Origin of the sequence: Streptomyces sp. MBT65, from assembly GCF_016612545.1 — a bacterium.
Taxonomy (GTDB): domain Bacteria; phylum Actinomycetota; class Actinomycetes; order Streptomycetales; family Streptomycetaceae; genus Streptomyces.
Genome location: NZ_JAENRY010000086.1, coordinates 1 through 13,615, shown reverse-complemented (window position 1 = coordinate 13,615; position 13,615 = coordinate 1). Strand labels below are relative to the sequence as shown.

At 69.6% G+C, this 13,615-nt stretch carries 13 protein-coding genes; 4 read left to right on the top strand and 9 right to left on the bottom strand.

Annotated elements, in window-relative coordinates; translation table 11 throughout:
- Both purE and JHN63_RS20805 read right to left on the bottom strand, forming a co-directional pair.
- Positions 1-543 (bottom strand): 5-(carboxyamino)imidazole ribonucleotide mutase, encoded by a 543-nt coding sequence (purE, locus tag JHN63_RS20810; RefSeq protein WP_200682615.1) that lies wholly within the window; start codon positions 541-543, stop codon positions 1-3.
- A complete protein-coding gene (locus tag JHN63_RS20805; RefSeq protein WP_200682614.1) occupies positions 540-1,679 on the bottom strand; it encodes a 5-(carboxyamino)imidazole ribonucleotide synthase in 1,140 nt (379 codons plus the stop codon). Before JHN63_RS20805 ends, purE begins: the two co-directional genes overlap by 4 nt.
- A 176-nt stretch (positions 1,680-1,855) precedes the next feature.
- On the opposite strand from JHN63_RS20805, the gene JHN63_RS20800 reads away from it, so the two are divergent.
- On the top strand, positions 1,856-2,371 hold the full coding sequence (locus tag JHN63_RS20800; protein WP_200682613.1) for a GtrA family protein: 516 nt from the start codon (positions 1,856-1,858) through the stop codon (positions 2,369-2,371).
- 15 nt (positions 2,372-2,386) lie between these two features.
- Here JHN63_RS20800 and JHN63_RS20795 read toward each other — a convergent pair whose 3' ends face one another.
- Both JHN63_RS20795 and JHN63_RS20790 read right to left on the bottom strand, forming a co-directional pair.
- Positions 2,387-3,664 carry an ATP-binding protein gene (locus JHN63_RS20795; protein ID WP_200682612.1) on the bottom strand — a complete coding sequence of 426 codons (1,278 nt, stop codon included), beginning with the start codon at positions 3,662-3,664 and terminating at the stop codon, positions 2,387-2,389.
- 74 nt (positions 3,665-3,738) lie between these two features.
- A complete protein-coding gene (locus tag JHN63_RS20790) occupies positions 3,739-4,416 on the bottom strand; it encodes a response regulator transcription factor (protein WP_174447603.1) in 678 nt (225 codons plus the stop codon).
- Between the two features lie 311 nt (positions 4,417-4,727).
- On the opposite strand from JHN63_RS20790, the gene JHN63_RS20785 reads away from it, so the two are divergent.
- Positions 4,728-6,224: an oligopeptide:H+ symporter gene (locus JHN63_RS20785; protein ID WP_200682611.1), complete on the top strand. Its 1,497-nt coding sequence runs from the start codon at positions 4,728-4,730 to the stop codon at positions 6,222-6,224.
- A 68-nt stretch (positions 6,225-6,292) separates the two neighbouring features.
- Here JHN63_RS20785 and JHN63_RS20780 read toward each other — a convergent pair whose 3' ends face one another.
- The 5 genes from JHN63_RS20780 to JHN63_RS20760 all read right to left on the bottom strand — a co-directional run bounded on the left by JHN63_RS20780 (position 6,293) and on the right by JHN63_RS20760 (position 10,743).
- Positions 6,293-7,633 carry a hypothetical protein gene (locus JHN63_RS20780; RefSeq protein ID WP_374222931.1) on the bottom strand — a complete coding sequence of 447 codons (1,341 nt, stop codon included), beginning with the start codon at positions 7,631-7,633 and terminating at the stop codon, positions 6,293-6,295.
- Positions 7,630-8,736, bottom strand: coding sequence for a hypothetical protein (locus JHN63_RS20775; RefSeq protein ID WP_200682610.1), 1,107 nt, complete (start codon positions 8,734-8,736; stop codon positions 7,630-7,632). Before JHN63_RS20775 ends, JHN63_RS20780 begins: the two co-directional genes overlap by 4 nt.
- 97 nt (positions 8,737-8,833) lie before the next feature.
- Positions 8,834-9,556, bottom strand: coding sequence for an LPXTG cell wall anchor domain-containing protein (locus JHN63_RS20770; protein ID WP_200682609.1), 723 nt, complete (start codon positions 9,554-9,556; stop codon positions 8,834-8,836).
- Between the two features lie 146 nt (positions 9,557-9,702).
- On the bottom strand, positions 9,703-10,206 hold the full coding sequence (locus JHN63_RS20765; RefSeq protein ID WP_200682608.1) for an ATP-binding protein: 504 nt from the start codon (positions 10,204-10,206) through the stop codon (positions 9,703-9,705).
- 165 nt (positions 10,207-10,371) lie between these two features.
- Positions 10,372-10,743 carry an STAS domain-containing protein gene (locus JHN63_RS20760; RefSeq protein WP_200682607.1) on the bottom strand — a complete coding sequence of 124 codons (372 nt, stop codon included), beginning with the start codon at positions 10,741-10,743 and terminating at the stop codon, positions 10,372-10,374.
- 287 nt (positions 10,744-11,030) lie between these two features.
- On the opposite strand from JHN63_RS20760, the gene JHN63_RS20755 reads away from it, so the two are divergent.
- Together JHN63_RS20755 and JHN63_RS20750 are read left to right on the top strand one after the other, a co-directional pair.
- Complete coding sequence (locus JHN63_RS20755; RefSeq protein WP_200682629.1) at positions 11,031-11,912, top strand: RNA polymerase sigma factor SigF; 882 nt, start codon at positions 11,031-11,033, stop codon at positions 11,910-11,912.
- 209 nt (positions 11,913-12,121) lie between these two features.
- Positions 12,122-13,612 carry an RICIN domain-containing protein gene (locus JHN63_RS20750; protein WP_200682606.1) on the top strand — a complete coding sequence of 497 codons (1,491 nt, stop codon included), beginning with the start codon at positions 12,122-12,124 and terminating at the stop codon, positions 13,610-13,612.
- Positions 13,613-13,615: the final 3 nt, after the last annotated feature.

The window sequence follows — 13,615 nt, the reverse complement described above, 5'->3', positions numbered from 1 at the left end:
TCACTTCCCGAAACCGAAGCCGCTGCCGCCGCTCCCGCTCTCGACCTTGGCGCGCAGCCGCTTGCCCTTCTCGGTGGCCTGGTCGTTCAGCTCCTGCTGGAACTCCCGCATCCGGACGAGGAGTTCCTCGTCGTGGGTGGCCAGGATGCGGGCGGCGAGCAGTCCCGCGTTGCGCGCGCCGGCGACCGAGACGGTGGCGACGGGGACACCGGCCGGCATCTGCACGATGGAGAGCAACGAGTCCATGCCGTCCAGGTACTTCAGCGGTACGGGAACGCCGATCACCGGCAGCGGGGTCACCGAGGCGAGCATCCCGGGAAGGTGGGCGGCACCGCCCGCGCCCGCGATGATCACCTTGAGGCCGCGGCCGTCGGCCTGCTCGCCGTAGGTGATCATCTCGCGCGGCATCCGGTGCGCGGAGACGACATCGACCTCGTACCCGATCTCGAACTCGTCGAGGGCCTTCGCGGCGGCCTCCATGACGGGCCAGTCGGAGTCCGACCCCATGACGATTCCTACGACGGGTCCTGCAACGGGGCTCATTCGGTGATCGTGCCTCTCAGATAACCGGCTGCGTGACGGGCGCGGTCCAGAACGTCGTCCAGGTCGTCGCCGTAGGTGTTGACGTGGCCGACCTTGCGGCCGGGCTTCACGTCCTTGCCGTACATGTGGATCTTCAGTTGCGGGTCCCGGGCCATGCAGTGCAGGTACGCGGAGTACATGTCCGGGTAGTCGCCGCCCAGCACGTTACACATGACGGTCCAGGGGGCGCGGGCGCGCGGATCGCCGAGCGGGAGGTCGAGGACCGCGCGGACGTGGTTGGCGAACTGGCTGGTGATCGCGCCGTCCTGGGTCCAGTGGCCGGAGTTGTGCGGGCGCATGGCGAGTTCGTTGACGAGGATGCGGCCGTCGGCGGTCTGGAACAGCTCGACCGCGAGATGGCCGACGACCCCGAGTTCCTTGGCGATGCGCAGCGCCATCGCCTCGGCCTCCAGCGCGAGGGACTCGTCGAGGTCGGGGGCGGGCGCGATGACCGTGTCGCAGACGCCGTTCACCTGCTGGGACTCGACGACCGGGTAGGCGACGGCCTGACCGTGCGGGGAGCGGACGACGTTCGCCGCGAGCTCCCGTACGAAGTCGACCTTCTCCTCCGCGAGGACCGGCACACCGGCACGGAAGGGCTCGGCGGCCTCCTCCGGGCTGTCGACGACCCAGACGCCCTTGCCGTCGTAGCCACCGCGGACGGTCTTGAGGACGACGGGAAAGCCGTCCCCCTCCTCCGCGAAGGCGACGACATCCGCCGGATCGGCGACGATCCGGTGCCTGGGGCACGGCACGCCGATCTCCACGAGCTTCGCGCGCATCACGCCCTTGTCCTGGGCGTGCACGAGCGCGTCCGGGCCGGGGCGTACGGGGATGCCGTCCGCCTCCAGGGCACGCAGATGCTCGGTGGGTACGTGTTCGTGATCGAAGGTGATCACATCGCAGCCCCGCGCGAAGTCACGCAGCGTGTCCAGGTCGCGGTAGTCGCCGATGACGACATCGCCGACGACCTGCGCCGCGGAATCCTGCGGGGTGTCACTCAGAAGCTTGAACCTGATGCCGAGCGGGATGCCCGCCTCGTGTGTCATACGAGCGAGCTGCCCCCCGCCGACCATGCCGACTACCGGGAACGTCACTCCCCCAGGGTATCGGTCACGCCGGCCGGGCCCGATTTCCGTACCTCTTACCGTTCTTTTCCGGGTCTCTTCCCGACCTGTGAGCAGCTTCATGGGCGGCGGGGGAAAGCGGTGGTTAGCATGGCTGGGTCGACGAATCCGCGATGACACCCGAGATGACAGGGGCCTGCACACCCATGGAACGTGGTTCCGAAGGGCCTTTCAAACGGCTCGCGCGCGAGGTCGCCAAGTTCGGCGCGGTGGGCATCGTGGGCACCGTGGTGAACTTCGCGGTCTCCAACCTGCTGTGGCATCTGACCAGCCTCCAGGCCGTGCGCGCCAACGTGATCGCGACGATCGTCGCCATCGGGTGCAACTACGTCGGCTTCCGCTACTTCACCTACCGTGACCGCGACAAGAGCGCCCGCACCAAGGAACTCAGCCTGTTCCTGGCGTTCAGCCTGGTCGGCCTGGTGATCGAGAACGGCGTCCTGTTCGCCGCGATCTACGGCTTCGGCTGGGACAGCTCGCTTCAGCGCAACGTCTTCAAGGTGCTCGGCATCGGCATCGCGACGCTGTTCCGCTTCTGGTCGTACCGCAGCTGGGTCTTCAAGGCGCTGCCGGCCGAGGATCTCCCGGAGGCCGGGGCCCCGGTCTCGGGCCCCTTCCCGGAGCCCGCGCCCGAACCGCGCCCCAAGCAGCGCGTGAGCTGACTCCCCCGCCGCCGGTCAGCGGACCGTGGGCTCCTCGTCCTCCACGAGCGTCCGCTTCGCGGGCGGCGTCCGGGACAGGAACAGCCCGAACACCGGCGGCTGCAGTTGCAGCATCTCCAGCCGTCCACCGTCCGCCTCCGCGAGATCACGGGCCACGGCCAGACCGATCCCGGTGGAGTTGCGGCCGCTGATCGTGCGCTCGAAGATCCGGGCGCCGAGGTCGGTCGGCACCCCCGGCCCCTCGTCGGTGACTTCCACGACGGCCTGGTTGCCGGTGACGCGGGTGCGCAGGGCGACCGTGCCGCCGCCGTGCATGAGCGAGTTCTCGATCAGCGCGGCCAGCACCTGCGCCACCGCCCCCGGGGTGCCGACGGCCTGCAGATGCCGCTTGCCCGAGCTGACGATCGCGCGGCCCGCGCTGCGGTAGGCGGGGCGCCACTCGGCGAGCTGCTGCTGGATGACCTCGTCGAGGTCGAAGGAGACGGCGGAACCGGTACGGGGGTCACGCGCGTTCGTCAGCAGCCGCTCCACGACGTCGGTGAGCCGCTCGACCTGCGTCAGCGCGATCGTCGCCTCCTCCTTCACCGTGTCCGGGTCGTCCGTGAGGGTGATCTCCTCAAGGCGCATGGACAGCGCGGTCAGCGGCGTACGCAACTGGTGCGAGGCATCGGCCGCGAGCCTGCGCTCGGCGGTGAGCATGCGGGCGATGCGCTCGGCGGAGGAGTCGAGGACATCGGCGACCCGGTCCAGCTCCGGGACGCTGTACCGCTTGTGCCGGGGCCGCGGGTCACCGGAGCCGAGCCGCTCGGCGGTCTCCGCGAGGTCGGTGAGCGGCGAGGCGAGCCGGTTGGCCTGCCGTACGGCGAGCAGGACGGCGGCGACCACGGCGAGCAGGGCGACGGCCCCGATGATGAGCAGCGTCCGCCCGACCTCGCGGGTGACGGTCGAGCGCGGCTCCATCACGGTGACCGTCTCGCCCTCCTCGCCCTTGGCGGTGGAGCGGATGACGTCACCGGTCGGCTTGGTGCCGACCGCGATCACCGGGTCGCCCGGGATCCGGATGACGGCGTACCGGTCCTCCGTGACCTGCGTGCGCAGCACCTCGGAGTCGACGATCTCCGCCCCGAGGATCCGGCTGTCCACGATGCTGGCCAGCCGGAGCGCCTCGGAGTCCACCCGTTCCTGGGCGCTGTTGCTGATCGTGCGCGTCTCCACGATGACGAGGGACACACCGAACACGGCGATGACGACGAGCACCACGGCAAGCGTGGACTGGATGAGACGACGACGCACGGGGCCCTCCGGGCGATGACTTTGAGAGAACCGGTGTGTGTCGCACCCTCACTGTGGTGTCGCGCGTAGACCGGCTAGCTCTTCTCGAAACGGAACCCGACACCCCGGACCGTGGCGATGTACCGGGGGTTGGCCGCGTCGTCACCGAGCTTCTTGCGCAGCCAGGAGATGTGCATGTCGAGGGTCTTGGTCGACGACCACCAGGTCGTGTCCCAGACCTCACGCATCAACTGGTCGCGCGTGACCACCCGGCCGGCGTCCCGCACCAGCACCCGCAGCAGGTCGAACTCCTTGGCGGTGAGCTGGAGTTCCTCGTCGCCCATCCACGCGCGGTGGGACTCGACGTCGATACGGACGCCGTGCGTGGCGGGCGGCTGCGCGGGCTCGGCGGCGCCGCGCCGGAGCAGGGCCCGGACACGGGCGAGCAGTTCGGCTAGCCGGAAGGGTTTGGTGACGTAGTCGTCGGCGCCCGCGTCGAGGCCGACGACGGTGTCCACCTCGTCGGCGCGCGCGGTCAGGATGAGGATCGGGACGGTGTGGCCCTCGGCGCGCAGTCGGCGGGCCACTTCCAGGCCGTCCATGCCGGGCAGGCCCAGGTCCAGGACACACAGGTCGATGCCGCCCTGGATGCCGGCATCGAGGGCTGTGGGTCCGTCCTCGCGCACCTCGACCTCGTAACCTTCCCGTCGCAAAGCGCGGGCCAGCGGCTCCGAGATGGACGCGTCGTCCTCGGCGAGCAGTACACGGGTCATGAGGTGATGGTAGTCCGCCTCGGACAGCGGTCGAGGTGTGATCGCCACGAGTGATTCTTACCTTTGGGCAAGTCGGATTCATCGCCGTGAAGAATCTGGTCCGAACCTGTGCCTGTGGGATGTGATCCTTGTATTCACCTTAGAAAGGTCGGGCAGGGTTCCACTTGTCCCTGTGATCGATGTCTCAAGTCCTTCCTTTTCCGGCAGTGTCCTGCCGTATGGTGACTGGACCGCCCGTAGTGACATTGGGAACCTTTGGCGAGCATTCACAGCTGAAGGTCTTTTTTGTGCCCGACCAGCAAGGAACGACCATGGCGTCCAGCCTGACGAAGGACTCGGTGACTCCGGGCACCCCCGGTTCCGAAACGACCTTCTTCGGCCACCCCCGCGGACTGGCCACTCTCTTCATGACCGAGATGTGGGAGCGATTCTCCTACTACGGCATGAAGGCTCTGCTCCCGCTGTACCTGGTGGCACCGGGCGGCCTGCACATGAGCGCGGCCACCGCGACCGCGATCTACTCGGTGTACCTGTCCCTCGTGTACCTGCTCGCCCTGCCCGGCGGCTGGTTCGCGGACCGTGTCCTGGGCCCCCGCAAGACGGTCGCCGTCGCCGGCGTGATCATCATGCTCGGCCATCTGACGCTCGCCCTCCCCTCCTCGGGCACGTTCTTCGCGGGCCTCGGCCTGGTGGCGATCGGCTCGGGTCTCCTCAAGGCCAACATCTCCACGATGGTCGGCCACCTCTACGAGGGCCCCGACGACCCGCGCCGCGACGGCGGCTTCACGCTCTTCTACATCGGCATCAACGTCGGTGCCTTCGCCGCGCCGCTGGCCATCGGCACGGTCGGCGAGAACGTCAACTGGCACCTCGGCTTCGCGCTCGCCGCGGTCGGCATGGCCATCGGCCTCGCCCAGTACCTGATCGGCACGCGCCACCTCAGCTCCCGCTCGGACCTCGTCCCCACGCCGCTGTCCGCCGAGGAGAAGACGGCCACGCTGCGCAAGTCGGGGCTGTGGGCGGCCGTCGCGGTCGTCTTCTACGCGATCGTCGGCTTCTCCGGCCACTACACGCTGAACTGGCTGCTGGTCCCGATCACGATCGCCGGCCTGCTCATCCCCGTCCTGGTCATCGCCCGCATCAAGCGCGACAAGGACCTCGACCGGGCCGAGCAGTCGAAGATGTCCGCGTACATCTGGTTCTTCGTCGCCGCGGCCGTCTTCTGGATGATCTACGACCAGGGCGGCTCGACGGTGTCCCTGTTCGCCGACTCCTCCGCGAAGAACACCGTCTTCGGCTGGAACTTCCCGATCTCCTGGTACCAGTCGGTCAACCCGGTCCTCATCATGGCCCTCGCCCCGGTCTTCGCCTGGGCCTGGCTGGCGCTCGCCCGCCGCGGCAAGGAGCCGAGCACGGCGACGAAGTTCGCGATGGGCCTGGTCCTGATCGGCGCGTCCTTCTTCCTCTTCCTGGCCCCGCTCGCGATCGCCGACGGCGGTCACAAGGCGGCGGCGATGTGGCTGGTGGCGATCTACTTCGTCCAGACGGTCGGCGAGTTGACCCTCTCCCCCGTCGGCCTCTCCGTCACCACGAAGATGGCCCCCGCGAAGTACGCCTCCCAGATGATGGGTGTCTGGTTCCTCGCCGTCACGGCGGGCGACGCCACGACAGGCCTCCTGTCCATCGCCGGCGTCGACCTCAACAAGACGGGCATCGTCGCACTCCAGGCAGCCCTCGCGGTCCTCGCGGGCACGGCGGTGTGGATGTACCGCAAGAAGGTCAGGGAACTCATGGGCGACGTGCACTGAGCCCCGGCCGAACCGTCGAAGGGCGGCCGCACCACTCGGTGCGGCCGCCCTTCGGGGTATTCCGGTGCCTACCGCACCCGCTTCCGCCCCGGCATGAACGTGAACACCGCCACGCCCAGCAGGATCGCCGTACCGGAGACGAGGCCCAGCGCCTTCAGCCCCCCGTGGCTGTCCGAACCCGTCTCCGCCAGGCCTCCGGAGGTCGAGGTCGACGTATCGCCCGACGTACCGCCCGATGTGGAGGAACCACCGGCCGCGCCGCTCGCCTGTTCCGTGGTGTCGAGGGTCAGGGAGACCTTCGACTCCGTGGGCGTGCAAGTCGTCGTCGTGCCAAGGGCGTTGACCGTGAGGACGCCGGGCGCCAGTGTCGACGTACCGCTCGCGCCGGGTTTGTAGGTGCCGGTCAGGTCCGGGATCTCGATCGGGTCGCCGGACTTGATGGCGGAGGAGTTGGTCGGGCCCTCCACATGGACCGTGCCGCTGTCGGCGCCGCCCAGGACGACCTCCATCGACGGCTTCACGGAGTCCGCCGGGATGTCGGCCGGGCTGTCCATCACCGAGCCCTTGAACTGCACGGTGAGGTCGTAACTCCCGCCGTCCTTCTTGGCGTTGATCTGCACGGCCGAGGTCGCGTTCTTGTCACCGATCGGCGTCTTGCACGCGTAGGGGACGGAGACCTCCTTGCCGGTGAAGTCGGTCTGACCGGTGCCGTCGCTGGGGCTCGCGGACTCCGACGCGGATTCCGAGTCGGTCGGCGAGGCCGATTCCGAGGCGGATTCCGATGCCGAGGCCGACGTGGAGTCCGACGGGCTCGGGGACGTACTGGACGAACTGCCGTCCCCCGCCGTCACGTTGATCGTCGCCGAGGGCGAGACCGTCTGCGTCGGTGTGCACTTGGTGTCCGTCGAGAACGCGTTGACCGTGTACGCGTCCGGAGTCAGCGTGACCGCCCCCGCCGTCGTCAGTTTCAGCGTGCCCTTCATGTCGGACAGGGTCATGACCGCGCCCTTGGGGATCGCCGGGTTCTTGCGCGGGCCCACCATCGCGATGTTCGCGGTCTGCGCGCCGCCCGCCTTCAACGTCCCGGACGGCTGCACCGAGTCGGCGGGCAGATCGATGATGTCGGGGTTCTTGGACGCGGCCTGGGTGAACTTCCAGACGACGTCCACCGTGTCGCCCACCTTCGCCGAGGCCGGCGCGGTGATCTCGACCTTGGTGGTGCCGTCGACCGGGTCGATACCGGCGGGCGGCACGCAGTGGGTGGCGTAGGACACCTCCGCGGCCTGCGCGGCCTGGGCACTCAGCCCGAGCGCCAGGCCCGCACCGCCGAGGACCAGCGCGAACGTGGCCGCGCCCGCTCTCCGTACACCGCCTCCGCCGACCGATATGACTCTCCTTGGCTTGCTCACGTAGGTCCCTTCCTGATGGGAGTCGTCGGACTCGTCGGACTGTCGTCGTGCGGTGCGGAGAGCCGACCGGCCGTGCCCGGATCGGAGTCCGGGGTGAACCACGGCAGGGTCGAGGTCGGACGGGTGGTTTCCTGCGGGGCGGCTTCCGTGCCGAACTTCGGCATGCGCACGGTGAGTTGCGCGGGCATGCGCAGAGCCCGGTGCCGGGGCGGGCCCGTGCTGCGGCCCGCCCGTCGTGGCCGGAACCGGTCCACCACGGCCATGCCGACGCGGAACACCGCCGCCGGTACGACCACGCAGAGCAGGATCCAGAACAGGGTCACGCCCCAGGGGCGGCCCACGCCCCACGGGTGTTCGGCGAGCACCCGGCCGCCGTACTTCATCGAGACGACGTAGTCGCCGTGCGCCCCGGCCGACAGTTCGACCGGGAGTCTGATCTCCGCCTTGCCGCCGGGCGCGATCGTGCCGTTGAACTGCTGGTCGTCCCACTGCGGTGCGAACACCCCGTGGGCGGTGCCGACTTGGAACACGGGGTTCTTGACGGCGGCGGAGCCCGCATTGCCGACGGTGAGGACGAGCGTGCGGGTCGGTGGCGCCCCGAACCAGGTCAACAGCCCGCTGGAACCGTCCAGTCGAGTGTCGGACAGGACCGAGAGGCGGCCGGTCGAGGGTTCGGCGGGGAGTGGTTCGATCGCGTGGCCCGCGACCTGGAAGACCGCGTCCGCCGACGCGCTCGCCCCCGTCACCGTCGCCACATGCACCACGCACGGGCACGGCACCGGCGGTTCGGACACCGGCAGCTTCTTGCTGAAGACCCCCTTGGCGTCCGTCGTGACGGCCCTGCCGTCCGCGTTCGCACAGGAGTTGGTCCCGCCGATCACCCCGCGCGCGGGCGTCGCCTGCCCGCAGATCAGCACCGTCAGCAGCGCGTCCGCCCGCCAGCCGCTCCCGGAGACGGTGATCGAACCGCCCGCCCCCGCCTGCGACTTCGAGAGTTTCACGGCGGGCCCGCCCGCGGCGGAGGCGGACATCGTCCCCGTCCACGGCAGCAGAAACAGCGCGAGCAGCGCCACCAGCGCCGGGATCCGCACCTTGCCGCTCACGTCACCGCTCCCGTCATCCCGTCAACTCAACTCGACTTCCGTACGCGGACGTTCGGCCACCGCGGCAAGCGCGCAGCGGGCTCTCGCAGGGGGGCGGTCAGCGGCGGGCGCGGGCCGTCTGGTTGCGCCGGGTCAGCCACAGGGTGCCCGCCGCGCCCGCGAGCAGCACCGTGCCGCCGAGCGTGCCGAGGGCGACGACCGAGTCGTCGGGACCGGTCTTCGGGAGGGTGCCGCCGGAGTCCGTACCGGTGCCCGAGGAGCCCGTGGAACCCGAGGAGCCGGTGGAACCCGAGGAGCCGGACGACCCGCCCGCCGCCGTGACGTCCAACGTGAGGGACGGGCCGGGGCTGTTGGTGGGGGTGCACGTCGTCGTCGTACCGAGTGCCTTGATGGTGAGGACGGCCGCCGTGAACGTGACCTTGCCGCTCGCCTTCGGGGTGTACGTACCCGTCAAGTCGTTGATCTTGATGGGGGTGTTGGCGGGTATCGCGGCCGCGTTGGCGGGGCCGGACACCGAGACCGTGCCGCTGTCCGCGCCGCCCAGCTTGATGGTGGCGCTCGGGCTCATCGCGCCCTTGCCGAGTTCGACGGGGCTGGAGGAGACGCCCTTCTGCCAGGACATGGTGAGCTGGTAGCCGCTGCCGCTCTTCACGCCCTTGATGTCGATCGGCGAGACGGCGGTCTTGACGCCGATGGGCGTCTCGCACTTGTAGTTGACGTCGACCACGTCGGCCCGGGCTGCGGGAGCGGCCATGAATACCGCCGAGCCGGCCAGGGCCGCGACAGACGCGAGCGCTGCGGTTCGTTTCTGGTACGACACGGTCCCCTCATTCCTGACGGCACATCAGATCGGCCGTCAAGGTACGCCCGGGGTCGTGAGGAGGGAAGACAAGGCGCACGCCGGAGTTGTGACGATCCGGCGTGCACGGAGGGAGTGCCGAGTGGAGGGGGTGACCGGGGGTAACCCTAGGCGGGGGCGCCCAGCTCCGCCCATACCGTCTTGCCGGTGACCCCCGGAGTGCGGACGACTCCCCAGTCCAGGCACAGTCGCTGCACGATGAACATGCCGTGGCCGCCGGGGCGGCCCGCGCGGTGCGGGGTCCGGGGGGCGGGCTGGCCCGTGCCGCGGTCGGAGACCTCGACCCGGATCACCTTCTTGTCGCAGGTGATCCACATCTCGTCCGGGCCCTCGGCGTGCAGACAGGCGTTGGTGACCAGTTCGGAGACGACGAGGAGCACGTCCTCGGCGGCGGCGCGCCGGTCGGCACCCTCGGCGGGCAGCCAGCCCCAGGCGTACAGGGCCTGGCGGGCGAAGTCGCGGGCCAGCGGTACGACGCCGCTCTCACCCGCGAAACTGAGTCTGCGGGTGTCGCGGCCCGTGGCGGGCGCGGCGTCCTCCCCGGCGGGCGGCGCGGAATCGCCACCGGGCTCCGGGCGGTCGCCCGGCGGGTAGGGCCGGGTGGTGCTCATCAGCGCTTCACCTCACCGATTCACCGGTTCACGAGTCAAGAGTCGGTACGTGTTCAAGGGTCCGTACGTGTTCAAGGGTCAGTACGTGCAGCAGGTGCATTTTCGTCGCTCCGGTTCCCGACGGGTTCAGAAGTTCTCCTGCCCTGGCGAACCGGCAAAACACCCCTATTCGTCGGCGAGAGCGGCCTCAAGGGTGTCGTGGACGGTGAAGACCGCATCCGCCCCGGTGATCTCGAACACGCGCGCCACCGCGGGCTTCATCCCCGCGAGGTGCACCCCGCCGTCCGCGGCTTCCGCCTTCAGGCGCGCGCCGAGCAGTACGTTCAGGCCCGTGGAGTCGCAGAACTCCAGCCGTGAGCAGTCCACGACGAGCCGTGCGTACCCATGGGCGAGCAGGTCCTCCAGCGGTTCCCGCAACAGATCGGCGGTGTGGTGATCCAACTCACCCGCCGGTGTCACGACTGCGCTGAGGCCCTCTTTCCGCACCTCGACCAGAAGCCGGCCAGACTGTGCGCTGCCGACCGTCCCGCGGTCCATGCCGTCTCTCTCTCCCGAGGTCGTGGCTGTTGACGTTCGCGCTGGAACACTACGCCTTCCTCACACTCTCCGACACCCGAACAACCGCCCACAAATGGACATATGGGTACACAACGCACTTGCGGCGGGCTCCGGAAAGCGGGTAGGGCTAGGAGAGACAAGTATTTGGACATTCGAAACGACCGAATACAACCGATATGACCGACACGACCGGCTTTGGAGGCGCCGCACTCCGCAGTGCACGCACCGGCTTCGGCAGCCATATGCCGAGAACGATGGAGGACGCCATGTCACCCCGGCTCGACGCATCGCCTACCCCGGCAACGACGTCGACACCCCCACCGGCACAACTGGATCCCAATCCCATCGAGGGGCTCCCCGAGATCCCCCCGTACGACGAGATCGGCGCCGTCGACGCGCGCGCCCTCTCGAAGACCCTCTTCGCGCGGCTGGAGTCGCTCGAGGAAGGGACGTACGAGTACTCGTACGTCCGCAACACGCTCGTCGAGCTGAACCTCGCGCTGGTCAAGTTCGCCGCCTCCCGCTTCCGCTCGCGCAGCGAGCCGATGGAGGACATCATCCAGGTCGGCACCATCGGCCTGATCAAGGCGATCGACCGCTTCGAACTCAGCCGCGGCGTCGAGTTCCCCACCTTCGCGATGCCCACCATCGTCGGTGAGATCAAGCGCTTCTTCCGCGACACCTCGTGGTCCGTGCGCGTCCCGCGCCGACTGCAGGAACTCCGGCTCGACCTGGCCAAGGCCGGCGACGAACTGGCCCAGCAACTCGACCGCGCCCCCACCGTGGCCGAGTTGGCGGAGCGCCTGAAGCTCTCCCGGGACGAGGTCGTCGAGGGCATGGCGGCATCGAATGCCTACACCGCCAGCTCACTTGACGCCCAGCCCGAGGAGGACGACTCCGAGGGCGCGCTCGCGGACCGTATCGGCTACGAGGACCACGGACTCGAAGGCATCGAATACGTCGAGTCGTTGAAGCCGCTGATCGCCGAACTCCCGTTCCGGGACCGGCAGATCCTCTCGCTGCGCTTCGTCGCCAACATGACGCAGTCGGAGATCGGCGACGAGCTGGGCATCTCGCAGATGCATGTCTCGCGGCTGCTGTCGCGGACTCTGGTGCGGCTGCGGAAGGGCCTGACGGTCGAGGAGTAGTCCCCCGACCCGGTACCGGGTACCTGATGCCCGGTCCGCCCTGCCTGTGCTGAGCGCGGCGCGCGTGTGTGCGCCGCGCTCAGGCGTTCCCGGCCTTGGCACTACCGGGGTTACCGACAGAAACCTCTTTCCCCACCGGTCTCCTTCCATCACTATGGTCACCCGACAAACTGGCTGGTACGTCAGGACGGGCACGAGGAGGCGGGTGAATGGTTCGCTCCGACGAGTACGGCGACACCCCCGCCGACGCTTCGGACGCACGGCTCACGGACCTGCTGCGCGCCGACACGTCCACGCTCTACCCGGCCCTCCAGGAACTCCGCACCCGGCACCAGCCGTCCGTCCTGTCCTACGCCCGCCTGTGCACCACGAGCGAGTCGGCGGCCCGCCAGTTGGCGGCGCAGACGTTCACCCTCGCGGCCCGCGAGACGGCACGCGGCGTGGACCCGGGAGTCCCCTGGCGCCACCAACTCCTGCTGCTGACCGTGCGGGTGGCCGCGTCCTGGTCCCGGGACGACCGCTCGACCGGCCTGGACTCGGGCCTCCTCCTGCTCCTGAACACGACGGACCCGGCCCCGTCCATGCTCCCGGCGTTCCTCTCGCTCCCCTCCCGCTCCCAGGGCCTGGTCTGGTACGGCATCGTCGAGCGGGAGCCACAAGCCGTGACCGCCGCCTTCCTCGGCCTCACCCCCGAGGACGTCGTCCACGGCACCGAACCGGCCCTCCAGGCCATGGCCCAGGCCTGCCTGAGGTCCCGCCTGGCCGCCTCCGACGACCCGCGCTGCGGTGACTTCCGGCGCCTGATCGAGGAGTCGGTACGCCCCGACCACCCCCGCGACAGCGCCGATCTGCACGCCCACATGGCGCACTGCGCCCACTGCACGGGCGCGTACGAGGAACTGACGGCGCTGCGGGACGCTCCGCGGGCGACGCTGGCGGAGGGCCTGCTGCCGTGGGCGGGAACGTCGTACGCGACGAGGGGTCGCGAGGAGGTGAGGAGCAATTCCCTTGGGAATCGGGCGGGTTGGACACCCTCGCGTCGGCTGGTGCTGACTTCGGCGGCGCTCGGGGTGGCGTTGGTGCCGCTGCTGTTCCTCGTGCTGCGGCCGGGTGGGTCCACGCCGCGTCCGGGAGCGGCGGCGGGCACGGTGGCGGTCGTCCCGTCGACCCCGACGGAGGTGACGGTGACGGCGACGATCCCGGTGACACCGTCGACGACCCCCTCCAAGTCACCGTCTCCGACGCCGAGTTCGAAGCCGACCCACTCGCCGAGCCCCTCCCCCTCCCCGGCCACCCACGCGCCGAACGGCACGTACGCCCGGATCGTGAACGTCTCCACGAACCGCTGCCTGGACATCCGGGACGGCGACCTGACGGAGGGCACGGATGTGGTCACGGCGCCCTGCACCTCGTCCGACACCCAGCTGTGGCGGGTGGATGCGGCCCGCGGGGTGGTGCAGTCGTCCGCGGACTCCGACCTGTGCCTGGACAGCCGGGGGTCGGTGGAGAAGGGGGTCGGCGTCTGGGAGTGCGACTCGGTGGACGGGAGTCACGGCGACAACCTGAAATTCACGGTGGACTCGGACGGGGTGATCCGCCCGGCGATCGCGATCCTGACGGGGATGACGCCGGAGGGCGGGGACGGGGTCTCGCTGGTGCCGTTGAGCGGGGGCGCGGAGCAGCGGTGGCGGGCGGGGTGAGGC